At 72.8% G+C, this 24,703-nt stretch carries 23 protein-coding genes; 15 read left to right on the plus strand and 8 right to left on the minus strand.

The genetic code is table 11. From position 1 onward, the window contains the following. The first annotated feature begins 11 nt into the window (after window positions 1–11). Together ACQSSQ_RS21610 and ACQSSQ_RS21615 are read left to right on the plus strand one after the other, a co-directional pair. Window positions 12–596 (plus strand): helix-turn-helix domain-containing protein, encoded by a 585-nt coding sequence (locus tag ACQSSQ_RS21610; protein WP_431329208.1) that lies wholly within the window; start codon window positions 12–14, stop codon window positions 594–596. Window positions 597–658: 62 nt separating this feature from the next. After that, window positions 659–1,444 carry an isocitrate lyase/PEP mutase family protein gene (locus tag ACQSSQ_RS21615; RefSeq protein WP_431329209.1) on the plus strand — a complete coding sequence of 262 codons (786 nt, stop codon included), beginning with the start codon at window positions 659–661 and terminating at the stop codon, window positions 1,442–1,444. 10 nt (window positions 1,445–1,454) lie between these two features. Here ACQSSQ_RS21615 and ACQSSQ_RS21620 read toward each other — a convergent pair whose 3' ends face one another. From ACQSSQ_RS21620 to ACQSSQ_RS21635, 4 genes are all read right to left on the minus strand, one after another. Beyond that, complete coding sequence (locus ACQSSQ_RS21620) at window positions 1,455–2,198, minus strand: N-acetyltransferase (protein ID WP_431329210.1); 744 nt, start codon at window positions 2,196–2,198, stop codon at window positions 1,455–1,457. 55 nt (window positions 2,199–2,253) lie between these two features. After that, window positions 2,254–2,904 carry a hypothetical protein gene (locus ACQSSQ_RS21625; RefSeq protein WP_431329211.1) on the minus strand — a complete coding sequence of 217 codons (651 nt, stop codon included), beginning with the start codon at window positions 2,902–2,904 and terminating at the stop codon, window positions 2,254–2,256. A gap of 84 nt (window positions 2,905–2,988) precedes the next feature. After that, entirely contained in the window at window positions 2,989–4,158 is a 1,170-nt protein-coding gene (locus ACQSSQ_RS21630; protein ID WP_431329212.1) for an RtcB family protein, read from the minus strand. A gap of 55 nt (window positions 4,159–4,213) precedes the next feature. Beyond that, window positions 4,214–5,638 carry an FAD-binding oxidoreductase gene (locus tag ACQSSQ_RS21635; RefSeq protein ID WP_431329213.1) on the minus strand — a complete coding sequence of 475 codons (1,425 nt, stop codon included), beginning with the start codon at window positions 5,636–5,638 and terminating at the stop codon, window positions 4,214–4,216. Between the two features lie 210 nt (window positions 5,639–5,848). On the opposite strand from ACQSSQ_RS21635, the gene kdgD reads away from it, so the two are divergent. From kdgD to ACQSSQ_RS21660, 5 genes are read left to right on the plus strand one after another with little or no spacing between them, the layout of a single operon-like run. Further along, a complete protein-coding gene (gene kdgD, locus ACQSSQ_RS21640; RefSeq protein ID WP_431329214.1) occupies window positions 5,849–6,763 on the plus strand; it encodes a 5-dehydro-4-deoxyglucarate dehydratase in 915 nt (304 codons plus the stop codon). Further along, complete coding sequence (locus tag ACQSSQ_RS21645; protein WP_431329215.1) at window positions 6,764–8,371, plus strand: aldehyde dehydrogenase (NADP(+)); 1,608 nt, start codon at window positions 6,764–6,766, stop codon at window positions 8,369–8,371. It abuts the gene before it with no gap. Window positions 8,372–8,409: 38 nt separating this feature from the next. Beyond that, window positions 8,410–9,618, plus strand: a complete 1,209-nt coding sequence (locus ACQSSQ_RS21650) for an L-talarate/galactarate dehydratase (protein WP_431329216.1) — start codon at window positions 8,410–8,412, stop codon at window positions 9,616–9,618. Between the two features lie 29 nt (window positions 9,619–9,647). Next, the gene (locus ACQSSQ_RS21655; protein WP_431329217.1) at window positions 9,648–10,556 is read left to right on the plus strand and encodes a 2-hydroxyacid dehydrogenase; all 909 of its coding nucleotides are present in this window, start codon (window positions 9,648–9,650) and stop codon (window positions 10,554–10,556) included. Beyond that, window positions 10,553–11,317 carry a sulfite exporter TauE/SafE family protein gene (locus tag ACQSSQ_RS21660; protein ID WP_431329218.1) on the plus strand — a complete coding sequence of 255 codons (765 nt, stop codon included), beginning with the start codon at window positions 10,553–10,555 and terminating at the stop codon, window positions 11,315–11,317. The genes ACQSSQ_RS21655 and ACQSSQ_RS21660 overlap by 4 nt, the downstream gene beginning before the upstream one ends. 15 nt (window positions 11,318–11,332) lie before the next feature. Here ACQSSQ_RS21660 and ACQSSQ_RS21665 read toward each other — a convergent pair whose 3' ends face one another. Further along, a complete protein-coding gene (locus tag ACQSSQ_RS21665) occupies window positions 11,333–12,706 on the minus strand; it encodes an enolase C-terminal domain-like protein (RefSeq protein ID WP_431329219.1) in 1,374 nt (457 codons plus the stop codon). A 120-nt stretch (window positions 12,707–12,826) separates the two neighbouring features. Next, window positions 12,827–13,717 (minus strand): LysR family transcriptional regulator, encoded by an 891-nt coding sequence (locus ACQSSQ_RS21670; RefSeq protein ID WP_431329220.1) that lies wholly within the window; start codon window positions 13,715–13,717, stop codon window positions 12,827–12,829. 138 nt (window positions 13,718–13,855) lie between these two features. On the opposite strand from ACQSSQ_RS21670, the gene ACQSSQ_RS21675 reads away from it, so the two are divergent. From ACQSSQ_RS21675 to ACQSSQ_RS21695, 5 genes are read left to right on the plus strand one after another with little or no spacing between them, the layout of a single operon-like run. Next, complete coding sequence (locus ACQSSQ_RS21675; protein WP_431329221.1) at window positions 13,856–14,863, plus strand: Bug family tripartite tricarboxylate transporter substrate binding protein; 1,008 nt, start codon at window positions 13,856–13,858, stop codon at window positions 14,861–14,863. Beyond that, entirely contained in the window at window positions 14,860–15,369 is a 510-nt protein-coding gene (locus ACQSSQ_RS21680; RefSeq protein ID WP_431329222.1) for a tripartite tricarboxylate transporter TctB family protein, read from the plus strand. The genes ACQSSQ_RS21675 and ACQSSQ_RS21680 overlap by 4 nt, the downstream gene beginning before the upstream one ends. A gap of 34 nt (window positions 15,370–15,403) precedes the next feature. After that, window positions 15,404–17,077, plus strand: coding sequence for a tripartite tricarboxylate transporter permease (locus ACQSSQ_RS21685; RefSeq protein ID WP_431329223.1), 1,674 nt, complete (start codon window positions 15,404–15,406; stop codon window positions 17,075–17,077). Next, window positions 17,074–17,472, plus strand: a complete 399-nt coding sequence (locus tag ACQSSQ_RS21690) for a universal stress protein (protein ID WP_431329224.1) — start codon at window positions 17,074–17,076, stop codon at window positions 17,470–17,472. The genes ACQSSQ_RS21685 and ACQSSQ_RS21690 overlap by 4 nt, the downstream gene beginning before the upstream one ends. Window positions 17,473–17,508: 36 nt before the next feature. After that, on the plus strand, window positions 17,509–18,024 hold the full coding sequence (locus tag ACQSSQ_RS21695) for a hypothetical protein (RefSeq protein ID WP_431329225.1): 516 nt from the start codon (window positions 17,509–17,511) through the stop codon (window positions 18,022–18,024). Window positions 18,025–18,036: 12 nt separating this feature from the next. Here ACQSSQ_RS21695 and ACQSSQ_RS21700 read toward each other — a convergent pair whose 3' ends face one another. Together ACQSSQ_RS21700 and ACQSSQ_RS21705 are read right to left on the minus strand one after the other, a co-directional pair. Further along, window positions 18,037–19,689 carry an amidohydrolase gene (locus tag ACQSSQ_RS21700; protein ID WP_431329226.1) on the minus strand — a complete coding sequence of 551 codons (1,653 nt, stop codon included), beginning with the start codon at window positions 19,687–19,689 and terminating at the stop codon, window positions 18,037–18,039. 5 nt (window positions 19,690–19,694) lie between these two features. After that, a complete protein-coding gene (locus tag ACQSSQ_RS21705; RefSeq protein WP_431329227.1) occupies window positions 19,695–21,281 on the minus strand; it encodes a Na+/H+ antiporter in 1,587 nt (528 codons plus the stop codon). Between the two features lie 59 nt (window positions 21,282–21,340). On the opposite strand from ACQSSQ_RS21705, the gene ACQSSQ_RS21710 reads away from it, so the two are divergent. The 3 genes from ACQSSQ_RS21710 (at window position 21,341) to ACQSSQ_RS21720 (ending at window position 24,703) form a co-directional block, all read left to right on the plus strand. Further along, window positions 21,341–22,159, plus strand: coding sequence for an alpha/beta fold hydrolase (locus ACQSSQ_RS21710; RefSeq protein ID WP_431329228.1), 819 nt, complete (start codon window positions 21,341–21,343; stop codon window positions 22,157–22,159). 11 nt (window positions 22,160–22,170) lie between these two features. Continuing rightward, window positions 22,171–23,154 (plus strand): zinc-binding alcohol dehydrogenase family protein, encoded by a 984-nt coding sequence (locus ACQSSQ_RS21715; RefSeq protein ID WP_431329229.1) that lies wholly within the window; start codon window positions 22,171–22,173, stop codon window positions 23,152–23,154. A 61-nt stretch (window positions 23,155–23,215) separates the two neighbouring features. Further along, window positions 23,216–24,703 carry an MFS transporter gene (locus ACQSSQ_RS21720; protein WP_431329230.1) on the plus strand — a complete coding sequence of 496 codons (1,488 nt, stop codon included), beginning with the start codon at window positions 23,216–23,218 and terminating at the stop codon, window positions 24,701–24,703.

Genomic DNA, 24,703 nt, shown 5'->3' on the forward strand with positions numbered 1-24,703 from the left:
ACGGTCCAGATATGTCGGTCAATGAGCAGATCCCCGACTACGAGCTCGACGAGATGGTCGTGGTCACCGCACCGGAGCAGCTGCGTGCGCTCGCGGACCCGCTGCGCGGCACGCTCCTCGAGCTCCTGCTCGAGCGCGCCGCCACGATCACCGAGATGGCGCGCGCCGTCGACCGACCGAAGAGCACGGTCGACTACCACGTCAACCTGCTGGTCGAGGTCGGGCTCGCCCGCGTGGTGCGGACGCGGCGCGTGCGGGCGATCGAGGAGCGCTACTTCGGCCGGGTCGCGCGCACGATCTACGTCGGTGCGCTCCACCGCGCCGAGGACAAGCAGGTCGTCGCCTCCCTCAACGGTCTCGCGCAGGCCGCCGCCGAGGCCGCGCCCGCCAACGCGGCCGACGACCTGCGCTGCACGCTCGTGCACGCCCGGATCCCGATCGAGGAGGTGCGCAGCTTCTGGGCCGAGGTGCAGGAGGTGGCCCGCCGGTTCGCGCAGATCCCGCGCAGCGGGGACCAGGTCTACGGGTTCGTCGCCGGCCTCTACCCGACCGACGCCCCGACCCTGCCGGAAGGGGCGGGAGACTCGCCCGGCTGAACGCCGACGGCCGCGTCCGATTCCCGCCGGAACCTGTCGGAGCGGCCCGCCAGACTGACGCCATGACCTCCCACGACCTCGCCGCGTCCTTCCGTGCTCTCCACGACGACCTCCTCGTCCTGCCCAACGCGTGGGACGCCGCATCTGCACGCCTCGTCCAGGAGGCAGGTGCCCGCGCGATCGCCACGACGAGCGGCGGAGTCGCCTGGTCGCTCGGCGCCTCCGATGGACAGGGCCTTGCGCCCGTTGCGCTCTTCGACGCCGTGCGCCGCGTCGTGGCCGCGGTCGACGTGCCCGTCTCGGCGGATGTGGAGGCCGGCTTCGGCGACGTCACCGCCACGGTGACGGGCGTGATCGAGGCCGGAGCGGTCGGCATCAACCTCGAGGACTCCGAGTCCGGCGCGCTGATCGCGACCGAGGCGATGGCCGGCCGCATCCGCGAGGCGCGGAGGGCCGCCGACGCCGCGGGCCTGGCGCTGTTCGTCAACGCCAGGACCGACGTCTACCTGCTGGGCGTCGACGACCTCGACGACACCGTCGCACGGGCCCGCGCGTACGCCGAGGCCGGCGCCGACGGCGTGTTCGTCCCTGGCCTGGGGGACCTCGAGGCCCTCGCCACCGTGGCGAAGGCGGTCGACGCTCCGGTCAACGCGCTGGCCGGTCCGGGCTCACCGACCGTCCGCGAGCTGGCCGAGGCCGGCGTCCGCCGGATCAGCACCGGTACGGCGCTCCCCGAGGCCGCGTACGCGCTCACCGAGCGCCTGGCGCGCGCGGTGCTCAGCGAGGGCACGTTCGACGCGCTCGCCGGCGGCGTCGACTACGGCCGCATGAACGCGCTGCTCGGCTGACCTGCTCGGCTCACGCGATCGTGTGACGCACCCACACGTTCGCCTCGACGTACACCGCGTGGTCCTGGTCCACGTCGCAGTGCACCGGCGCGAGCGCACCGGGGACGTGGACCGGACCACTCGTGTCGAACGCGAGACCGGTCCAGCGCCGCCACTCCTCAAGCGTCCCGGGCACCATCATCGAGCGTGGGGCGACCGCCTCGATGACGCCGCCCGCGCGGACGTGCGTGCGCAGCCACGGGTCCTCGGGGAGGCCGTCGGGACGGACGCGGCGGGCGTACTCGCTCATCGGCTCGTCGGGGCGCTCGTGCTTCGCGCTGGGGCGGACGGGGGCCACCAGCGTCGAGTAGCCGAGCCGCTGGGCGTTCGCGCGCATCGCGGCCAGCATGACCGACGACAGGCCACGCCCGCGCCGGTCCGGCTGCACGCAGATCTCGAGGGCGGACACCATCGTCGTCGGCGTGCCGAGCATCCGGTTGATCGCCGACCGCTGGATCATCCGCTCCCATCCCCCGGGCGGCAGCGGGTCGTCACCCCAGGCGACGGGGACGCTGTAGGCCGCGGCGACCGCGCGGTCCGGCACCGCCGGGTCGAGCGCGATCTGCACGAACTCGGGGTAGCACTCCTCGACCACGGCGTAGTAGACCGGCCCGACCGGGTCCCACCGCATGAACTCCGGCCACGCCCCGTCGAACCGGCTGAGCAGCGGCTCGAGCTCGGGCCGGTCGGCGAGCGTCACGACGTCGATATCCATGCGGGCGACGCTAACCGGCGGTGCCGTGGCCGCGCGACCGACTTCCGCAGCGCCGTCAGCCGTCGCGACCGGGGAGCGCGCGACGGTCGTCCCAGTCGTCGTCCTCCCAGTCCCGGTCCTCCTCGTCGTCCTCACCGGGCCGCGTCGGACCCTCCCACCGGAACAACGCGTCGTCCAGGTCCTCCCCGAGCGTGAGCTCGGTCCACTCGGCCGTGAGCAGATAGCCTCCCGGGCGCATCTGCCGGAGGACCAGCCCGGTCTCGTCGTCGACGACCATCCGACGCGGGTCCGCTCCGTCCCAGCGGGCGTCCCAGGCCGGACGCCCGAGGTAGGTGGTCGACACGATCGGCTCGACGGCTGGTTCCGGCTCCTCCTCGTCCCAGTGCTCGAGGCCGCGCCGCGTCAGCAGTCCGCCGTCCTCCACGAACGCGGTGTGGGAGTGCCAGTCGCACACCGGCGGCTCGTCCGGACCGTCCCACACCCACTGGTCGTCCTCGCCGTCGATCGCGATCAGCCGACCCTCGAGCGTCTCCCGTCGTACGAGCTCTCCGCTCACCCACACGCGAGTCACCGTCTCGACCGGCTCCTCGTCGTCCTCCGGGTCGTACGACACAACGCGGACGACCCCCCGCAGCGTCGGGAGGGGACCACGTCCGACGGTCATCAGACCGAACAGGGCGTACCAGGGGATCGTGGGCTCGGACACGCCGCTCCTCGGGGACGGCACGCCACCGCGGCGCGCGCTCGAGACTTCCTAGCACGCGCCGCGGCCCGTCGACACGAGATCGCGTCAGTCTCCCTTCACGTTCACGACCTGACGCAGCGTGTGCCGGACCTCGACGAGGTCGGCGGCGTCGGCCATGACGACGTCGATCGGCTTGTACGCCGCCGGGATCTCGTCGACGAACGCGTCGGTGTCGCGGTACTCGATGCCGACCATCGCCTTGCGCAGGTCGTCCTGGGTGAACCGCCTCCGCGCGGCCGAGCGCGAGTGGTGGCGGCCCGCTCCGTGCGGGGCGGAGCGGAGAGACACCCTGTTGCCCGAGCCCGCGACGACGTACGAGGCGTCACCCATCGAGCCTGGGATCAGGCCGGCCTGGCCCTCACGCGCCTCGATCGCCCCCTTGCGGGAGACCCACACGTCGCGTCCCCAGTGGTGCTCCCGCTGGGTGAAGTTGTGGTGGCAGTTCACCACCTCCGCGCGCTCCACGTCGGTGTCGAGGAAGTGCCCGAGGCACGCGACGACGCGATCCATCATCTCCTCGCGGTTGAGCCGCGCGAACTCCTGCGCCCAGTCGAGCCCGTCGACGTACGCCCGGAACTCGTCGGTGTCCTCCACGAGGTAGGCGAGGTCGGGGTCCGGCAGGTCGATCCACCACTTCGCGGCGAGGTCGCGCGCCACGCGGATGTGGTGCTGGGCGATCTTGTTGCCGACGCCTCGCGAGCCGGAGTGGAGGAACAGCCACACGCGGTCCTGCTCGTCGCGCGTGACCTCGATGAAGTGGTTGCCGGAACCGAGCGTCCCCAGCTGCAGCCGCCAGTTGTGGGCGTACGTCGCGGGGTCGAGCCCCTTTGCCGCCGCCAGCGTCTCGAGCTCGGCGATGCGCTCCGCCGCGCTCGCCGTGAGGCCCGCGTTGTAGCGGCCCGCGGACAGCGGCACCGCGGCCTCGATGCTCTCGCGCAGCACCGACAGGTCCCGCCCGACGAGGTCGTCGAGCGTGAGCTGGGTCCGCACCGCGATCATGCCGCAGCCGATGTCGACGCCGACCGCCGCCGGGATGATGGCGCGCTCGGTCGGGATCACCGACCCGACCGTCGCGCCCTTGCCGAGGTGGGCGTCCGGCATCAGCGCGAGGTGCGGGAAGACGAACGGCATCGACGCCGTGCGCTCGGCCTGAGCCAGGGTGTCGTCCTCGATGAGCGACGCCCAGGAGAAGAGTCGCTTGCTGATCCTGTGCATGGCGGGACGGTACGGCGCGGAGCCTACCGGCGTCGCCCGGGTTTTCGGCCCGCGGTCAGGACAGGAGCACGCCGGGGTTCATCAGCCCGTCGGGGTCGAGCGCGGACTTCAGCCTCCGCATCAGCGCCAGCTCGACGGGATCCTTGTACGCCGCGGCGGCGGCGGCCTTCGTACGCCCGAGGCCGTGCTCGGCGCTGATGCTCCCGCCGTGCCGCGCGACGGCGTCGTACACCGCTGCCGTCAGGGCGTCGGCTGCGGCGAGGATCGCGGCGTCGTCGGCCCCGTAGGGCTTGCTGAGGTTGTAGTGCAGGTTGCCGTCGCCCACGTGGCCGTACGTGACCCGTCGGACGCCGGGCACGACCTGCTCGACGGCACGGTCCGCGTCGGCGGCGAACGCCGCGAGGCTGCTGATCGGCACCGACACGTCGTGCTTGAGGCTGGGGCCGACGGCGTTCTGGGCCTCGGAGACTCCCTCGCGCAGGCCCCAGAGCGCCGCGCGCTGCGCCGCGTTCCCCGCAACCACGGCGTCGGCGACGAGGTCGCGCTCGAACGCCTCCCCGACCGCGGACTCGACGATGCTCTCGAGCGCGGCCTCGCCGTCGGCGTCCTCGAGCTCCACCAGCCCGTACCAGGGGTGAGCCTCTCCGAACGGGTCGCGCGCACCCGTCCCGTGCGCGAGGACGAGGTCGAGCGCGGTCCGGGCCACCAGCTCGTACGCCGCCAGCCGCGCGCCAGCTCGCCGCCGCAGCAGCGCGAGCAGCGCCACGCCGGCCTCGACGCTCGACAGCGCGACCCAGACGGTTGCCCGCGCCGCGACCGCCGGGAAGACCCGCAGCACAGCACCGGTCACCACGCCGAGCGTCCCCTCCGAGCCGATGAAGAGCTGCTTGAGGTCGTACCCCGTGTTGTCCTTGCGCAGCGCGCGCATGCCGTCCCAGACCTGCCCGTCGGGCAGGACGACCTCGAGTCCGAGGACCAGGTCGCGCATCATGCCGTAGCGGAGGACACCGGCACCGCCGGCGTTCGTGGCGACGTTGCCGCCGATCGTGCAGCTGCCCTGCGAGCCGAGGGTGAGCGGGAAGAGCCGCCCGTTCGCCCGCGCCGCCTCCTGCACGGCGTCGAGCGTGACGCCGGCGTCGACGGCGAGGGCGTCGTTCGCCGCATCCACCGCGCGGACCGCCCGCATCCGGTCGAGCGAGAGCACGACCTGCGTCCCGGACGCGTCGGGCACGCCGCCGCCGCACATGCCGGTGTTGCCGCCCTGCGGCACGATGCTCGCCCCGGCCTCCCGGCAGAGCGTCACGACGGCCGCGACCTCGGCGGTCGACGCCGGGCGCACGACCGCGAGGGCCTCGCCGCGGTACGCCCCGCGCCAGTCCGCGGCGTACCCGTCGGTGTCGCGGCCGGTCAGCACCGCCCGCTCTCCAAGGGTGGCGCGGAGGCGATCGGCGAGGGCAGTGAGCGTGGGGGTGGCGTTCATCGGGCTCCTCTCCGAGACGCACCGTACGAGCGCAGGCCGACCGTGCGCCAAGATCGTCGAGGCATCGTGCGAGAGGCGCTGGGTATCCACCGAGGTGAACGCCCAAACGATGCCGACGGGGTATCGAACAATCCACAGATAGTGTTAGACCAGAATCACTCCGGCTTCCTAGGGTCGAGACACGTCCTGTCCCCGTCCGAGGAGCAACCCGTGTCGCAGCTCACCCCCACCGATGTCGCCGCCCGGCTCGGGTCCGGCCTGCTGTCGTTCCCCGTCACGCACCTCACCGAGGAGCTGACGCTGGACGAGAAGGCCTACCGGGACCACATCGGCTGGCTGTCCGAGTTCGGCGCCGCGGGACTCTTCGCGGCCGGCGGGACGGGCGAGTTCTTCTCGCTCACCCCGGCCGAGGTCGAGCAGACCGTCCGCGCCGCGGTCGAGGAGGCGCCCGAGGACCTCCCCGTCATCGCCCCCGCCGGCTACGGCACCGCCACGGCGGTCGAGCTCGCGGTCGCCGCCGAGCGCGCCGGCGCCTCGGGCATCCTGCTCCTTCCGCCGTACCTCACCGAGGCCGGCCAGGAGGGTCTGACTGCCCACGTCAAGGCGGTATGCGACGCCACCGACCTCGGCGTCATCATCTACAACCGCGCCAACGCCGTGTACGACGAGCGAACCGTCGAGAAGCTCGCGGACGCGTGCCCGAACCTCGTGGGCTTCAAGGACGGTGTCGGTAACGTCGAGCAGATGGTCCGCCTCTACGCAGCGCTCGGCGACCGGCTCCTCTACGTCGGAGGCCTGCCCACCGCGGAGCTCTTCGCGCTGCCGTACCTGAGCCTCGGCCTCACGACCTACTCGTCGGCGATCTTCAACTTCCTCCCCCGGTTCGCCGTCGACTTCTACGATGCCGTCCGCCGCGGCGACCAGGCCCACGTCGTGGACGCGCTCAACGACTTCGTCATCCCCTACTGCGACCTGCGCAACCGCGCCCCCGGATACGCGGTGAGCATCATCAAGGCCGGCATGAAGGTCATCGGCCGCCCCGCCGGCCCGGTCCGCCCGCCGCTCACCGACCTCGACGACGTCGAGCTCGAGGAGCTGGCCGCCCTCGCGAGGAAGGTGGGCTGAATGACCGAGGCGACCCTGACCGACGCGTCCCTGGCCGGCCGCTCGCTGATCGGCGCCGACGACGTCGACGGCCAGGCCGGCGGCACGTTCCACGCGTACGACCCCGCGACCGGCGCGGCGCTCGATCCGGCCTTCGGCGAGTGCGGCCCGGACGAGGTCGCCCGCGCCACGGAGCTCGCGTGGGACGCGTTCCCGACGTACCGGCGCACGTCCCCCGACGAGCGCGCCGCCTTCCTCGAGTCGATCGCCGACGAGATCGAGGCACGCGCGGAGGTGCTCGCGTCGCGGGTCACCGCGGAGACGGGTCTCCCGGCCGGTCGCGTCGCGGGCGAGACCGCGCGCACCACAGGGCAGCTGCGGATGTTCGCGGCGACCCTGCGCGAGGGGAGCTGGCTGCAGGCACGGATCGATCCCGGCGACCCGTCCCGCGGCCCGCTCCCGAAGCCCGACGTCCGGCAGCGCTCAGTGCCGCTGGGCCCGGTCGCGGTGTTCGGCGCGAGCAACTTCCCGCTCGCCTTCTCCGTCGCGGGCGGCGACACCGCGTCGGCGCTCGCGGCCGGTGCCCCGGTCGTCGTCAAGGCCCATCCGTCGCACCCCGGCACGTCCGAGATCGTCGGCCGGGCGATCCGGGCCGCGGTCCGCCGCCACGGTCTCCCCGAGGGGACGTTCTCGCTCCTCCAGGGGACCAGCAACGCGCTCGGCGGCGCCCTCGTGACCGACCCGCGCATCCGCGCCGTCGGGTTCACCGGGTCGCGCGCGGGTGGACTCGCGCTCGTCGAGCTGGCCCAGCGTCGGCCGGTCCCGATCCCCGTGTACGCCGAGATGTCGGCCGTGAACCCCGTGTTCGTGCTGCCCGGCGCGGCCGCCGAGCGCGGCGCCGAGATCGGCTCCGCGTTCGTCACCTCGGTCACCGGGAGCGCGGGGCAGCTGTGCACCAAGCCCGGTCTGCTCTTCGTCGTCGACGGCCCGGGCGCCGACGACCTCGCCGCCGCGGCGGCGGGCGCCGTCGCCGACGTCGCCGCTGTCCCGATGCTGAGCAAGGGCATCGCGACGGCGTTCGCCGACGCCACGGCCGCCACCGCCGACGGCGACGGCGTACGCCCTCTCGGTGCCGGCACCGCGGACGCGTCGATCGCGTGCACCGGGACGCCGACGCTCTACGAGGTGACCGGCGGCGAGTTCCTCGCCCAGCCGCAGCTCCAGCACGAGATGTTCGGTCCCGCGTCCCTGGTCGTCCGTGTCGCCGACGCTGGTGAGCTCCTCTCCGTCGTCGCATCGCTCGAGGGCCAGCTGACCGCCACCGTGCACCTCACCGACGGCGACCACGGCACGGCGGGCGAGCTCCTGGAGCACCTCGAGCTCATCGCCGGACGTCTGATCGTCAACGGCTGGCCGACGGGCGTGGAGGTGGGGCACGCGATGGTCCACGGCGGCCCGTACCCCGCGACCTCCGCACCGAGCACGACCTCGGTCGGGATGCGCGCGATCGAGCGCTTCCTCCGCCCCGTCGCCTACCAGGACGTCCCGGACGACCTGCTCCCCGCAGAGCTCCGCGACGCCAACAGCCTCGCCATCTTCCGGCGCATCGACGGGCGGCCCGAGCAGTGACCGACGTCGACCACCGCCCCGTACGACCAGGAGCAACCGTGCCCACCACCGACGCCCGGCCCGTCAGCGCGCTCAGCTCGCCCGACGCCGCCCGCATCGCCGCCGCCCAGGCCGACGCCACGATCGACCGGATCGCCCACGTCGGACTCTCGTCGGTCGTGCTCCCGCTGAAGGTCCCGATCAGCGACGCCAAGGTGCTGACCGGCCGTCAGAAGCCGATGACCGAGGTCGTCTTCCTCGTCGCCGAGATCACGACCGAGCAGGGCTACCAGGGGGTCGGCTTCTCCTACTCCAAGCGCGCCGGCGGCCCCGGGCAGTTCGCCCACGCCCAGGAGATCGCGCCGGTGCTCATCGGCGAGGACCCCAGCGACGTCGGCAAGCTCTGGACCAAGCTCACCTGGGCGGGTGCCTCCGTCGGACGCAGCGGCCTGGCGACCCAGGCGATCGCCGCGATCGACGTCAGCCTGTGGGACCTCAAGGCGAAGCGCGCCGGCCTGCCGCTGGCGAAGCTGCTCGGGTCGCACCGCGACTCGGTGCGGACCTACAACACCTCCGGCGGATTCCTCCACACGCCGATCGACGAGGTGATTGAGAACGCCGGCCGGTCCCTCGAGGCCGGCATCGGCGCGATCAAGCTCAAGGTCGGTCAGCCGGACTGGCGTCAGGACGTCGCGCGCGTGACCGCGGTGCGCGAGGCCCTCGACCCCGACGTGCCGCTGATGGTCGACGCCAACCAGCAGTGGGACCGCGCGACCGCGATGCGGATGGGCCGCATCTTCGAGGAGTTCGGCCTGGTCTGGATCGAGGAGCCGCTGGACGCGTACGACGCCGAGGGGCACGCCAACCTCGCCCGAGCGCTCGACACCCCGATCGCGACCGGCGAGATGCTCGCGAGCGTCGCCGAGCACGTCCGGCTCATCGACGCCGGCGCGTCCGACGTCGTGCAGCCCGACGCCCCCCGCATCGGTGGCATCACGCAGTTCCAGAAGCTCGCGGCGTACGCCGAGCACAAGCAGCTCGAGCTCGCGCCGCACTTCGCCATGGAGATCCACCTCCACCTCGCGGCGGCGTACCCGATCGAGCCGTGGGTCGAGCACTTCGACTGGCTCGACCCGCTGTTCGACGAGCAGCTGGAGACCCGCGACGGCCGTATGTACGTCTCCGACCGCCCCGGCCTCGGCTTCACGCTCAGCGAGCAGGCCCGAGCCTGGACGGTCGCGACGGCCGAGTTCGGGAAGCGGCCCTGAGCCGTCCGGACGCACACGAGCCGGTCGAGGTGGCCCTCCTCGGCCGGCTCCGTCGTGGCGTGGTGCAGCGGCTGCGCACCCACGAGGCCGCGGCCGTCGGTGAGGCCGGTCCACGCACGCGCGTCGCCGTCCTCACCAACAAGGTGCGCGTCGACCGGGCGCTCCTCGACGCGCTCCCCGCGCTCGAGCTGGTCGCCAGCTACGGCGTCGGTCTGGACCACGTCGACCTGACCGCGACGACCGAGCGCGGCGTCACCGTCGCGAACACCCCGGGCGTCCTCGACGACTGCGTCGCCGACCTCGCGGTCGGGGCCCTGATCGACGTGCGCCGCCGGATGAGCGCCGCGGACCGCTTCGTCCGGGCGGGCGCGTGGTCCGCCGGCGAGCCGTACCCGCTGGGACGGCGGTTCGCCGGGACCCGGGTCGGGATCCTCGGCATGGGCCGGATCGGCACCGCCGTCGCCCGCCGCCTCGACGGCTTCTGGTGCGAGGTCGGCTACCACAGCCGCCGCCCGGTGAGCGGCTCGCCGTACCGGTACGCCGCCACGGCGCGCGAGCTCGCGGCGTGGGCGGACTCGCTGGTCGTGACCGTGCCCGGAGGTCGGGCGACCTCCGCGATGGTGGACGCCGACGTGCTCGACGCCCTGGGACCGGACGGCTTCCTCGTCAACGTGGCCCGCGGGTCGGTCGTCGACGAGCCGGCGCTGGTGCGGGCGCTCGAGGAGGGCCGGATCGCGGGTGCGGCCCTGGACACGTACGCCGACGAGCCGCACGTCCCCGCCGCGCTGCTCGGGCGCGACGACGTCGTGCTCCTCCCCCACATGGGGTCGGCGACGCAGGAGACGCGGGCTGCCATGGACGACCTCCTGGTCGCCAACGTCGAGGACTGGCTGCGCCACGGTCGTGCCCGTACGCCCGTGGTCGCCGCGGTGCCATGACGCCCGACGTCGTCCTCCTGCTGGTGGCGGCCGGCGTCGTGGCCGGCGTGGTGGGATCGATGGCCGGGCTGGCGTCGATCGCCAGCTATCCCGCGCTGCTCGCGGTCGGGCTCGACCCGCTCGAGGCCAACGTGACCAACACCGTCGCCCTCTTCGGACTCACCGTCGGCAGCGTGGTCGGGTCACGGCCGGAGCTGCGGGGTCAAGGGCGCCGTGTCGCCGGTCTGGCCGCGCTCTCCGCGATCGGCGGGCTCCTCGGCGCCGTGCTGCTGCTGTCCGCGCCACCGTCGGCGTTCGAGCGCGTCGTCCCGTGGCTCGTCGCCCTGGGCGCCGTGCTCATCCTCGCCCGGGACCGGATCGTCCGCTGGACCGACCGCCGGCGTGCCCGCTCCACCCGAAGGGCCCGGCCGTGGTCGCCGGGGTGGATCCTGCTCCTGCTCCTGGTCGGCGTGTACGGCGGCTACTTCGGCGCGGGCGTCGGCGTGATCGCGCTCGCCGTCCTCGCCGTGCGCTACCGCGACCGGCTTGCCGTCGTGAACGCGACCAAGAACGTCTACACCGGAGCCGCCAACGGCGTCGCCGCCCTGGCGTACGTCATCCTCGCCCCGGTCGACTGGCCCGCGGTCCTCGCGCTCGGGCTCGGCGCGACCGTGGGCGGGGTGATCGGTCCCACGCTGGTCCGGATCGCACCGGAGCGTCCGCTGCGGTACGCGATCGGCGTCGCCGGTCTGGCGCTCGCGGTGCACCTCGCCCTGGGCTGAGCGCCCGGGGACGGGTCAGCGCACGAGGGCGGGACGCTTCGGGTCGAACTCCCACCCGGGCACGAGGTACTGCATCGCCACCGCGTCGTCACGGGCGCCGAGACCGTGCTCGACGTAGCGCGCGTGTGCCTCGGCGAGCGCGTCCCGGTCGAGGTCGATGCCGAGCCCGGCGCGGTCGGGCACCGCGATGGCCCCGTCGCGGATCTCCAGCGGCGCCTCGGTCAGGGCCTGGCCGTCCTGCCAGATCCAGTGCGTGTCGAGTGCGGTGATCTCTCCCGGCGCCGCAGCGCCGACGTGGGTGAACATCGCGAGCGAGATGTCGAAGTGGTTGTTGGAGTGCGAGCCCCAGGTGAGCCCGAACTCGTGGCACAGCTGCGCCACCCGCACCGAGCCCCGCATGGTCCAGAAGTGCGGGTCGGCCAGCGGGATGTCGACCGCGTGGCTGCGCACCGCGTGGGCGAGCTGCCGCCAGTCGGTCGCGATCATGTTGGTCGCCGTGCGCAGGCCGGTCTGCCGGCGGAACTCCGCCATGGTCTCGCGACCGGAGAAGCCACCCTCCGCGCCGCACGGGTCCTCGGCGTACGCCAGCACGTCGCCGGCGTCGCGACACAGCGCGACCGCGTCCGCGAGGAGCCAGCCGCCGTTCGGGTCGAGCGTGATGCGGGCGTCGGGGAAGCGCCGGGCGAGCGCGCGGACCGCGTCCATCTCCTGCGCGCCCGGCAGCACTCCGCCCTTGAGCTTGAAGTCGTGGAAGCCGTAGCGCGCCTGCGCCGCCTCGGCCAGCGCGACGACGCCGTCGGGATCGAGCGCCGGCCGGCGGCGTACCCGCTCCCACGCGTCGGCCGGGTCCTGCTCGACGACGTACGGGAGGTCCGTCGCGGCCGCGTCGCCGACGTAGAAGAGGTAGCCCAGCATCGGCACCGCGTCGCGCTGCTGTCCCTCGCCGAGGAGCTCGGCCACCGGGACCCCGAGGTACTGACCGAGCAGGTCGAGCAGCGCCGACTCGAGCGCGGTGACGGCGTGGACGGTCACCCGCTGGTCGAAGGTCTGCAGCCCGCGTCCGCCGGCGTCGCGGTCGGCGAAGGTCGCCTGGACGCCGCGCAGCAGGGAGGCATACCGGCTGACCGGTGCGCCGACAAGGAGCCGGCCGGCGTCCTCGAGGGTGCGCCGGATGTCCTCGCCTCCCGGCACCTCGCCGAGCCCCGTACGACCGTCGCTGTCGGTCACGACGACCACGTTGCGGGTGAAGTACGGCGCGTGGGCGCCGCTGAGGTTGAGCAGCATCGAGTCGTGCCCGGCGACCGGGACGGCCTCGACCTTCGCGACCGTCGGGACAGCACCCCCGAGGGCGTCGCGGTGGTCTCCGGCGGGAGGGGCGGTCGTGGTCACGGATGCGTTCCTTCGCGAGGTCGGGAGAAGGGCCGCCTTCAACCTTAGGAACGCGCGCGCGATGCTGTCCAAGACGAACAGGACATGAGGTGATACCCCGCCGATATCACCGGAGGACGGTCAGTCGTCCACCGGGAAGTCGGTCAACGCGCGCAGCGCCGCGTGCAGCGCCGGGTTCTGGGAGTCGCGCGGCCACAGGAGGTGCAGCTCGACCGGCTGGGCCGGAGTGGTGACGAGCGGCAGGTACTCGACGCCCGCGATGCCGAGCAGGGTCGTCGAGCGCGGGACGAACGCGACGCCGCTGCGGGCGCTGACCAGCCACACCATCGTCAGGACCTGGCTCACGGAGTGGACGACGTTCTCGTGGAAGACGGGGACGATCCCGACCACGAGGTCGTAGAAGTAGCGCGCGCGGGTAGTGGAGTACATGATCAACGGCTCGGCCTGGAGGTCCTCCGGCCGCAGCGGGCGCTTCAGCTCCGTCAGCGGGTGGCCGGCGGGGACGGCGACCATCATCTCCTCGCGCCGCAGCAGCCGGCTCCCGAACTCGTCGGGGTCGAACGGCGGTCGCGCGAGGCCGAGGTCGATGCCGTGCGTGAGCAGCCCTTCGATCTGCTCGCGGGTGACCATCTCGTACAGGTCCACGTCGATGTCGGGCACCGTCCGCGACAGGTGGTCGAGCAGGCCGGGAAGCACCCCGTACGCTGAAGCGGCCGTGAACCCGATCCGCACCGTGCCCACCGAGCCGCGCGAGATCCGTCGGGCGAGGTCGGGCGCGGCCTCGGCGAGCGCGAGCAGCCGTTTGGCCTCGACGAGGAAGGCCTGCCCGGCGGTCGTGATGGCGACTCCGCGGTTGTCGCGGTCGAAGAGGCGGACCCCGATCTCCCGCTCGAGCTTCTGGATCATCCGGCTCAGCGGCGGCTGCGTCATGTTGAGGCGCTCGGCCGCCCGACCGAAGTGGAGCTCCTCGGCGACGGCGACGAATCCTCGGAGCTGCTCGAACGAGTACATGGTGCCCGGAGGGTATCACTCGATGCAGGATCGGGCTTGGACATGCATGACAGCGGCTCCTACGCTCCCACACAGGCCACAGCGTGATGGCAGTCACAAGGCCACAACCTCCGCACTCCCCGCACGAAGGAGACCCACATGCGCCGTCGAACTCTCACCCGCACCGCAGCCGCAGCAGGCGCGTTCCTGCTCGCCTCGGCCGTCGCCGGCTGCGGCGGCAACCTCGGCGGAGACGACGAGGCGTCGGCCGACAACTTCCCCGACGGCGCCGTGACGCTGATGATCGGCCAGGACCCGGGCGGCAGCACCGACCTCATCGGTCGTGCGCTGGCCGATCCCGCGTCCAAGGACCTCGACGAGTCGATGCCTGTCGTGAACCGTCCCGGCGCGAACGGTGCGGTCGCGGCCAAGGAGCTCGAGGGCAAGCCGGCCGACGGCCAGAACCTCATGGTCATCAACGCCTCGCTGATCGCGATCACCCCGCTGGCGGTGTCGGAGGACGAGGTCGTCGACATCGAGGACTACGAGGTCGTCACCGGCATCTCGCAGGACGACTACGTGCTGGTCGCGAACCCGGCCTCGGGCTGGAAGACGGTCGACGACCTCATCAAGTCCGGCAAGAAGGTCAACTTCGGCACCACCGGCGTCGGCACCGGCAGCCAGCTGTCGTCCCAGCTGCTGTTCAACCAGGCCGGGGTCGCCGGCGAGGACGTCCCGTTCGACGGCGGCGCCCCCGCGATGACCGCGGTGCTCGGCAAGCAGGTCGACGTCGCGAGCATCCAGCTCGGCGAGGCCTACCCGCAGATCCAGGCCGGCAAGCTGACGCCGCTCGTCGTCTTCTCCAAGGAGCGCAACAAGTACCTCGAGGACGTGCCGACCGCGATCGAGTCCGGCTACGACGTCCCCGTCTCGCAGTACCGCGCGATCGTGGCCCCGAAGGGCACCCCGGAGGAGACCATCGACCGGCTCGAGGAGGCCTTCCAGGCCGGGTTCGACGACCCGGCGTACCAGGAGTTCAACGAGAAGAACCTCCTCACGCCGCACGAGATCAGCGGTGACGAGGTCGTCGAGGAGTGGACCGCGGCCCGCGACTCGTACGCCGAGCTGGTCGAGAAGTACGACATCGACATGGGTGACGCGTCGTGACCGAGCCCGTGCGCGAGGCAGCGACGCCCGAGGAGCTGGCGGCGGAGTGGGAGGCAGCCAAGCCCCCTGAGGCCGGCCCGCTCGCGAACCTGGTCGCCGCCGGTGCCGTGGTGGCGCTCGGCGTCGTGGGGATCGTCCTCTCGATCGACCTCGGGGTGGGCTCGCTGTCCGAGCCCGCCGCGGGGTCCTGGCCCCTCGCCGTGAGCGTCGTGCTCACGGTGCTGGGCGTCGTCCTCGCCGCACGGGCCCGTTCCACCCATGACGCGGAGAAGTTCAGCCGCTCGAGCCTGACGGTGCTCGCCGCGCTCGCGACGATGGTTCCGTTCGCGCTGATCGTCGGCACCATCGGGTTCGAGATCCCGGCCGTCCTCCTGGCGTTCGTGTGGCTGCGCTTCCTCGGCCGGGAGAGCTGGCGCGTCTCGATCGTGGGCAGCGTCGCGATGGTGGCGGTCTTCTACGCCATCTTCGTCGTCGCCCTCGGCGTCTCGATCCCCCACCTCTTCTGACCCAGCCCGTCCCTGACGGTCACGGAGAACCACCATGGACTCAATCAGCCCGGTCATCGACGGCTTCGGCGTCGTGCTCCAGCCGGAGAACCTGCTCTACTGCCTCATCGGCGTCCTCGTCGGCATGCTCGTCGGCGTCCTGCCCGGCCTCGGCCCGGCGGCCACGATCGCGATCCTGCTGCCGCTGACGTTCAACGTCGAGCCGGTGACCGCCATCATCATGCTGGCGGGCATCTTCTACGGGGCGCAGTACGGCGGCACGATCACGTCGGTGCTCCTGCGGCTGCCGGGCGAGGCGTCGTCGGTGGTGACCGTATTCGACGGGTACGCGCTGGCGCGCCAGGGCAAGGCCGGCACGGCGCTCGGCATCGCGGCGATCGGCTCGTTCATCGGCGGCACCGTCTCGATCGTCGCCCTCACGTTCCTGGCCCCGCTGATCGCCGGTTTCGCGCTCGACTTCGGCCCGCCGGAGTACACGGTCCTCGCCCTCCTCGGCATCATGCTCGTCGCCACGGTGAGCAACGGCGGACGTCTGAAGGCCGTGATCGCGGCGTGCGTCGGTCTGCTGCTGGCCACCGTCGGTCGCGACGGGTTCACCGGCGCCGAGCGGTTCACGTTCGACTCGCTGTCGATGGCCGACGGGATCGACTTCGTCCCGATCGCGATGGGCATCTTCGGTCTCGGCGAGATCCTCTACAACCTCGAGCAGCGCGACGCGGCGAGCAAGCCGCCCGCCAAGGTCAAGAACGTCTGGCCGTCGCGCAGCGAGCTGCGTCAGTCCTCCGGTGCGATCGGGCGCGGCTCCGTGATCGGCTTCGTCCTCGGAATCCTGCCCGGTGGTGGCGCGGTGCTGTCGTCCATGGCCGCGTACGGCGTGGAGAAGAAGCGCGCCAAGGACCCGTCGCGCTTCGGGAAGGGCGCGGTCGAGGGCGTCGCCGCCCCCGAGACGGCCAACAACGCCGCCGCGACGTCGTCGTTCATCCCGCTGCTGACCCTCGGCATCCCGGCCAACGCGACCATCGCGGTCATCTTCGGCGCTCTCCTCATCCAGGGCGTCACCCCGGGCCCGCAGCTCGTCGAGGACAACCCCGACCTGTTCTGGGGTGTCGTCAACTCGATGTACATCGGCAACATCCTGCTGCTGATCATGAGCATCCCGCTGGTCGGCCTGTTCGTGAAGATCCTGACGATCCGCTCGTCGATCCTCGCGCCGATCACGGTCCTCATCACGCTGATCGGCGTCTACACCGTCGCCAACAGCACGTTCGACATCTTCCTCGTCTGCGTCTTCGGCCTGCTCGGCTACCTGATGAAGAAGTTCGGCTTCGAGCCCGGGCCGCTGGTGCTCGCCTTCGTGCTCGGCTCGCTGCTGGAGAGCAACGCGCGGCGGTCCCTGATCGTCTTCGAGGGCGACGTCACCGGCTTCGTGACCCGGCCGATCTCCGGCACGCTCCTCGCCGCCTTCCTCATCGTCCTGCTCCTCCCGCTGGTCGGTCTCGCACGCCGGTGGCGCCGGGACACCGACGCGGCCCTGACACACCCGGAGCCGACGGCGCCCGGCGCACCGACCGCCCCGGCGGAGCACGCCGACGCCGACGCAGACGCCGACGCCGACGCAGACGCCGACGCCGAGAAGCCTCGTACCGAGCTCACGGGAGTGAACAACTCCCACCGCGCGGCCGATCCCCACCACAAGGAGCACCCATGACCGTCCTCCTCGGCTACCTCGACACCCCCGAGGGCAACGCCGCCTTCGACGCCGCGCTCGAGGAGGCCGCCCACCGCAAGGCACGCCTCGTCGTGGTCAACTCCCCCCATCCGGGCGCGCCGGTCGACGCGGCGCTGATCGACGGCGCGCGCAGCGACGCGCTCCGCCGCAGCGCCGAGGAGGCCGGCGTCGTCCTCGAGCTGCGGCAGACACCGCACCACGAGGACCTCGTCCCGGTGCTGGAGGAGGTCGCCGCGGCGGTCGACGCGAGCGTGCTCGTGATCGGGATCAAGCGACGCTCCCCCGTGGGCAAGCTCCTGCTCGGCAGCACCGCTCAGCGGATCCTCCTGCAGATCGACATCCCGGTGCTCGCGGTGAAGCCGCCCCGGCGCTGACCTCGCCGGACCGGTCTTCGGTGCCATGATGGCGCCATGGCGGACCCTTCCGAGGCTCCGGCCGTCTCCCGGGCGACCGAGGACGGCGCGGAGGACCGCAAGGAAGCCGCGACGATGGCGCTGTACGTGGCGCTCTGCCTGCTCGCGGCCCTGATCGCGCTGCCCGAGGGTGGTGCGGCGCACGCGCACGTCCTCGGGATCGTCTGGGGCGTGAGCGTCGGCCTCGCCCTCGCCCACTGGTTCGCGTTCCGGCTGTCGGCGCGGCTGGTCGGAGCCGGGCAGATCCGGTGGCACGACGTCCGGTCGGGCGGCGCCCAGCTGACCGGCGCCGCGTTCGTCGCCCTGCTCGCCTCGGTCCCCGTCCTGGTGCTCCCGGAGTCGTGGGAGCTCGAGGCGGTCGAGACCGTGCTGGCGGTCTTCATCTCGGCGACCGGCTTCGCGGTCGCGCGCAGCGGCGGCGCGTCGTACCTCCGTGCGGCCGTCTACGCGGTCGCCGTGCTCGTCGTCGCGCTCGCGATCGCGGTGGTCAAGAACGCGCTCGCCGGCCACTGAGCCGACGACCCGTCAGGTGCTGAAGACCGGGACACCGTCGACCCAGGTCGACACGACCGTCCCCGCCGCGATCTCGCTCGGCGGCCCCTCGAAGGGGTCGCGGTCGAGCACGACCAGGTCCGCCGCCGCTCCCTCGCGCAGCACGCCGGCGCCGCCGTCGCGGTCACGGCCGTTGATCCACGCCGAGCCCGACGTGTACGCCGCGAACGCCGCCTCGAGCGGCAGGGCCTGGTCGGGCAGGAACGGCTCGTGCCCGCCGGGGCCCGCCTCGCCGTACGCCCAGCGGTTGACGCCGACGTGGATCGCCTCGAGCGGGTCCGGGCTGCTCACCGGCCAGTCGCTGCCGGCGACGAGCCGGGTGCCGGCCCGCAGCAGGTCGCCGAACGGGTACTGCCAGCGCGACCGCTCCGGCCCGAGGAACGGCAAGGTCAGCTCGACCATCTGGTCGTCGAGGCACGCCCACAGCATCTGCAGGTTCGCGGCGACGCCGAGGGCGGCGAACCGTGCGACGTCCTCGGGGTGGACCAGCTGCAGGTGCGCGAGGTGGTGACGCCGCGCCGGACCGGTGCCCGCGAACGCGTCCAGCGCCTCGCGCACTCCGCGGTCACCGATCGCGTGCACGTGCACCTGGAAGCCCTCGGCGTCGAGCCGCGCGACGTACTGCCTGAGCGCGTCGGCCTCGACGAACGAGTGGCCGGTGTTCGTCGTCGCGTGACCGCACCGATCCAGGTACGGCGTGCTGAGCGCCGCGGTGAAGTTCTCGGCGACGCCGTCCTGCATGATCTTCACGCTCGTCGCGCGGAACCGCCCGACCGTGAAGGCGTCGCGCCGCTCGACGAGGGACGCGACCTGCTCCTCCCCGCGCTCGCGGTCCCACCACAGGGCGCCCACCACGTGCGCGGTCAGGTCGCCGCGCTGGGCGGCGCGGACGTACGCCGGGCCGGGGTCGTCCATCCCGGCGTAGGCACCGACGATCGCGTCCTGCCAGCCGACGACGCCCAGCGAGTGGAGATGGCGCTGCCCCTCGAGCAGCGCCGCGTCGTACTCGGCCTCGGTGGTCCGCGGCACGAGCCGTGCCACCACCTCCATCGCGCCCTCGTGCAGCGTGCCGGTCGGGCGTCCGTCGGCGTCGCGCTCGAACCGCCCGTGCGGCGGGTCCGGCGTGGACGCGTCGACTCCGGCGAGAGCGAGCGCACGGCTGTTGACCCAGGCGCCGTGGTGGTCGCGGTTGGGCAGGAACACCGGCCGGTCCGGCACCACGGCGTCCAGGTCCGCAGCGGTGGGCGTCCCTCCCGGGAACGCCGCCATCGCCCACCCGCCGCCCAGGATCCACGGGCGGTCCGGGTGCTCCTCGGCGTAGGCGGCGACGATCCGCAGGTAGTCGTCGCGGGACGCGCCATCGGTCAGGTCGCAGCGGATCCGCTCCAGACCGCCCTGGACGGCGTGGACGTGGGCGTCGACGAACCCGGGCGCGACCAGGCCGCCGGCCAGGTCCACGATCTCCGCGCCGTCACGGTCCAGCCCGCGCCCGACGGCGACGACCCGGCCCTCCCGCACCAGCAGCTCGGCGGCGCCGACGTGGCGGTGGCCGTCGAAGACGGACCCTCCGGTGAAGAGCGTCGACCGTGCGTTCCTCGGGTTCACCATCGTCCGATCATCGGGCATGGGGGTCAGCTCTCGAGCCGCGACTCCTCGAGATCGAGGTCCTGGAGGATGCGGTTGGCGACCTCGTTGGAGATCCCGCCCTCGTGCCGCAGCCGCAGCAGCGCGTCGCGCTGGGCGCCGAGGACGGCGCGGACCATCCGCTGGTATGCCGACGACCGTTCCTCGTACCCGATGTCCTCGATCTTGCCGGCGCGGGCGGCGAAGCGCGCCTTGCGGTACTCGTACATCGCCCGCATCCGGTCGACCGTGTCCGGGCGGGCCCAGTCCTCCCCCTCGAGCCGGTCGAGCTCGGCCAGCGCCGCTTTCGTCGCGACCAGCCGACCCCGTACCTCCTCTGCCTCCTCGTCACCGCCGTCGGTGATGCCCAGCCGACGGATCAGCGCCGGCAGCGTCAGCCCCTGCACGACCAGCGTCACGAAGATGACCGCGAACGTGAGGAACACGATCAGGTCGCGCTGAGGGAAGGCGTCGCCCGCGTCGGTCGTCAACGGGACCGCGAGCGCGACCGCCAGCGACACCGCGCCGCGCATCCCGCTCCAGCCGAGCACCAGGCGCGAGCGCGCGTCGACCCGGCGCTCGCGCTGCGACGGCCGCCGGTCGAGCGCCCGGATGAGGTAGGGCACGGTGAAGAACCAGACCAGCCGCACGCCGACGACCGCGCCCGCCACCGCGACCGCGTACCCGACCAGCTCCGAGGTCGAGTAGCCCGACAGCGCCTCGACCACCGTCCGCAGCTGAAGTCCGATCAGCACGAACAGGACGGCGTTGATGAGGTAGTCGAGCAGGTCCCAGACGAAGAAGCCCTGGAGCCGGGTGCGCGACTCCGGCAGGATCCGCGGAGCGCGGATCCCCATGAACAGACCCGCCGTGACGGTCGCGAGGACGCCCGAGGCGCCGAGCGCGTCCGCAGGGACGAACGCCGCGTAGCCGGTGAGCAGCGAGATCGTGATGCTCACCTGCGGGTCGGCGAGGCGGGCGCGGATCTGCGCGGCGGCCCAGCCGACGGCCAGGCCGATGAGCACGCCCCCGACGGCGCCGAGCACGAACTCCACCCCCGCCTCGAGGAGCGAGAAGGTTCCGGCCACGACGGCCGCGACCGCGACCCGGTAGGCGACGAGCGCCGTGGCGTCGTTGAACAGGCCCTCGCCCTCGATCGCACTGACCAGCCGGCGCGGGACCGCGAGCCGCCGCATGATCGTGGCCGCCGCGACGGGGTCGGTCGGGGACACGATCGCTCCCAGGACGAACGCGGCGCCCCACGGTAGCCCGGGCACCAGCGTGTGCGCGACCCACGCCACGGCGCACATCGTGACCAGGACGAGCGCGACGGTGCTGAACGTCAGCGCACGGACGTTGGACCGGAAGTCGCCGAAGTTGGCGTAGATCGCGGACTTGTAGAGCAGCGGCGGCAGGAAGACGACCAGCACGACCTCCGGCTCGAGCTCCACGGGCGGCAACCCCGGCACGAAGCCGACCAGGGCGCCGCCGACGACGAGGACGATCGGGTACGGCACCGCGATCCGGTGCGCGAGCGCCCCCAACCCGGCGACGGCGACCAGGAGTCCCACGATGAGGACCTCGAACTCACCCATGCCTCCACGATCGCAGGGGCGGTGCGCCGGCGCCGGGCACGTCGTACGACGATGGGCGGGTGCCGACCGCAGGAGCAGAGCCGACACCGCTCGCGTACGTCCGCGCGGGCCCGCGGACCGGCGGGCCACCGGTGGTCCTCGTGCACGCCGGCGTCGCCGACCGGCGCATGTGGGACCCGGTGTGGCCCGCGCTCACCGCGTCGTACGACGTCGTCCGGGTCGACCTCCGCGGGTTCGGCGAGTCCGTACAGCGGCCCGACGGCCTGCTGTCCCCCGTCGACGACCTCGTCGCGACGATCGCCGGACTCGGCATCGCCCGCTTCCACCTCGTCGGAGCCTCGTACGGCGCGGGCGTCGCGGTCGAGACCACGCTCGCGCACCCGTCGCTCGTCGCCTCGTTGACGCTCGTCGCTCCGGGAGGCTCGCTCATCGCCGAGGCGACGGACGAGCTGCGCGCGTTCGTCGCGGCGGAGAGCGCCGCGCTGTCCCGCGGCGACCTGCCGGCGGCCGTCGAGGCGAACCTCGAGTGGTGGCTCGCCGGCCCGCACCGTGCGCTGGACGAGATCGACCCCGCCCTGGTCGCGCAGGTGCGTCGGATGCAGCGGCGCGCGTTCGAGATCACCGCCGACTGGGACGACGTGGAGGAGTCCGAGCCGGATCCTCCGGCGCTGGAGCGTCTCGACGCGGTCGAGGTGCCGACCCTCGTGGTCGCCGGCGGGCTCGACGTCGACGCGATCACACGCACGGCCGAGACGCTCGTCGCGGGGATCGCGGACGCCGCGCTCGTCATCTGGCCCGACGTCGCGCACCTGCCGTCGATGGAGCGGCCGGCGGACTTCGTCGCCACGCTGGCCGAACGCGTCAGCCCCGCGACGTAGCCTCCTGACCCATGCCCCGTACGATGCGCGCCGTCGTCCTCGACGCTCCCGGCCCGCCGAGCAGCCTCGCCCTGCGCGACCTGCCGATCCCGCAGCCGCGACCGGGCGAGGTGCTCATCCGCGTCCACGCGTTCGGCCTCAACCGTTCGGAGCTGCACACGCGGCTCGGGCTCGCCGAGGGCGTCACGTTCCCCCGCGTCCTCGGCATCGAGGCGACGGGCGAGGTCGCCGAGTGCCCCGGCGGCGAGCTCGCGCCCGGTCAGCAGGTGATGACGATGATGGGCGGGATGGGCCGGACCTTCGACGGCGGCTACGCCGAGTACACGTGCGTCCCCGTCGCCCAGGTCCTCGCGTTCGCGAGCGACCTTCCCTGGAGCACGCTCGGCGCCGTGCCGGAGATGCTCCAGACCGCCTACGGCTCGCTCTCGGTGGGCCTCGACGCACGCCCCGGCCAGTTCATCCTCGTCCGCGGCGGGACGTCGTCGGTCGGGATGGCCACCGCCGTGCTCGCCCAGCAGCGCGGCATGACCGTCCTGTCGACCACCCGCAACCCGGCCAAGGCAGACGCGCTCCACGCCGTCGGGGTCGACCACGTCCTGATCGACGACGGTGCCGTGGCGCCCCGGGTGCGCGAGATCCTCCCCGACGGGGTCGACACCGCGCTCGAGCTGGTCGGCACGCCGACGCTCCCCGACACGCTGCGGGCCACCCGCGTCCACGGTGTCGTCTGCTTCACGGGGATGCTCTCCGACGAGTGGATCGTGAAGGACTTCTACCCGATCGGCTACCTGCCCAACGGAGTCCGGCTGACCGCGTACGGCGGCGAGGCGAGCGATCTCCCCGCCGCCGTGCTCCAGGAGTTCCTCGACGCGGTCGCGGCGGGTACGGCGACGGTGCCGATCGATCGCGTCTACGGTCTCGACGCGATCGTGGAGGCCCACACCGCGATGGAGCAGGGCACGGCCACCGGCAAGCTCGTCGTCGCGCTCGGCTGAGCGTCGGACGAAGACCCGCCATCGCAGTGCGGGGTCCCGCCCGCGCCACTAGTTTGTGCTCGTGACCACGGATGCAGCGACCACGAAGGCCGGCGGCGTGCTCGCGGCGACCTGCCTGTCGACCCTCGTCGTGAACGCCAACACGTCAGCGGTGAGCATCCTGCTCCCGGCCATCAGCGAGGACACCGGCACCTCGGTCGACACGCTGCAGTGGGCCGTCACCGGCTACTCGCTGGTCGGCGCCGCGGTCATCGTCACCTCGGGCGCGCTCGGCGACGTCTTCGGCCGCAAGCGGATCTTCCAGCTCGGCCTGCTGCTCTTCGTCGCCTCCTGCATCCTGATCGCGTTGGCGAACACCGGCGAGATGGTGATCGTCGGCCGCCTGATCCAGGGCGCGGCCGGCGCCACGATCCTGGCGTGCGGGCTCAGCCTGCTGTCGGTCGCGAACGAGGGCGAGGCCCAGCTCCGTGCGGTGTCCCTGTGGGGCGCGGCGGCGGCCGTGGGTGCGGCGGCGGGCCCGTTGCTGGGGGGCGTGCTCGTCGACGTCACCGGGTGGCAGGGACTCTTCTGGATCGACGCCGGGGTCGCGGTCGCGTGCATGCTGCTGACCTTCGCGACGGTCGCGGAGTCGCGCGACGAGTCGCGCTCGCGCTCCATCGACTACGGCGGAGCGGTCCTCGTCGCGCTCACGCTGAGCCCGATCCTGCTCGCGACGAGCAAGGGCAGCGACTGGGGCTGGTTCAGCGTCGCGACGCTCGGGTGCTTCGCGGTCGCGGTGGTCGCGGGCTTCGCGTTCGTCGCGGTGGAGAAGCGGGTCCGGGTCCCGCTGCTGGACCTCGCGCTCCTGCGCAACCGCACGCTGGTCGGCGCGACGATCGCCATCCTCATCGGCGCCGGCACGATCAACGCCCTGATGTACCTGCTCAGCCTCTACTTCCAGAACCCCGCCGCCCTCGGGTTCACCCCGTTCCAGGCCGGTCTCGCGACGCTCCCGGCGACGGTCGGCCTCGTGGTCGTCGCCCCGCTGGTGCCGAAGATGGCGAGCAAGATCGGCGGCCGTCAGGTCGTCTCGCTCGGCTTCCTCATCACGGGCGTGGGCTTCGCCGTCGTCGGCCTGACGCAGGCGGACTGGCGCTACGTCGCGTTCCTGCTCCCGCTCATCGCGATCGCCGTCGGCATGGGCATGTCCAACGGCCCGGCGTCGTCCGCGGCGACGGCGGCCGTCGCGCCCGAGGACGTGGGCGCAGCGTCGGGCGTGTCCAACATGGCGCGGTACGTCGGTGCAGCCGTGTTCACCGCGGTGGCCGCGACGGTCAACGCCGCGGTGATCGTCAACCGCACGGACGCGGGGCACACCAACGGCGAGGCCCTCGCGAGCGGGCTCGCCGCCGCGTCCTGGGTGATGGCGGGGCTCAGCTTCGCAGGCGTGCTGCTCGGCGTGGTGATGAAGCGGCACCGCGAGGCGCGCGGCACGCTCGACGACGCGGCCGCCTCCGCCGCAGCGCCGCTCCACACGCTGCCGACCTCCGCGACGCCGCAGCCCCGCTGA

The organism is Mumia spirodelae (assembly GCF_050632745.1).
In the GTDB taxonomy this organism is placed as follows: Bacteria; Actinomycetota; Actinomycetes; order Propionibacteriales; family Nocardioidaceae; genus Mumia.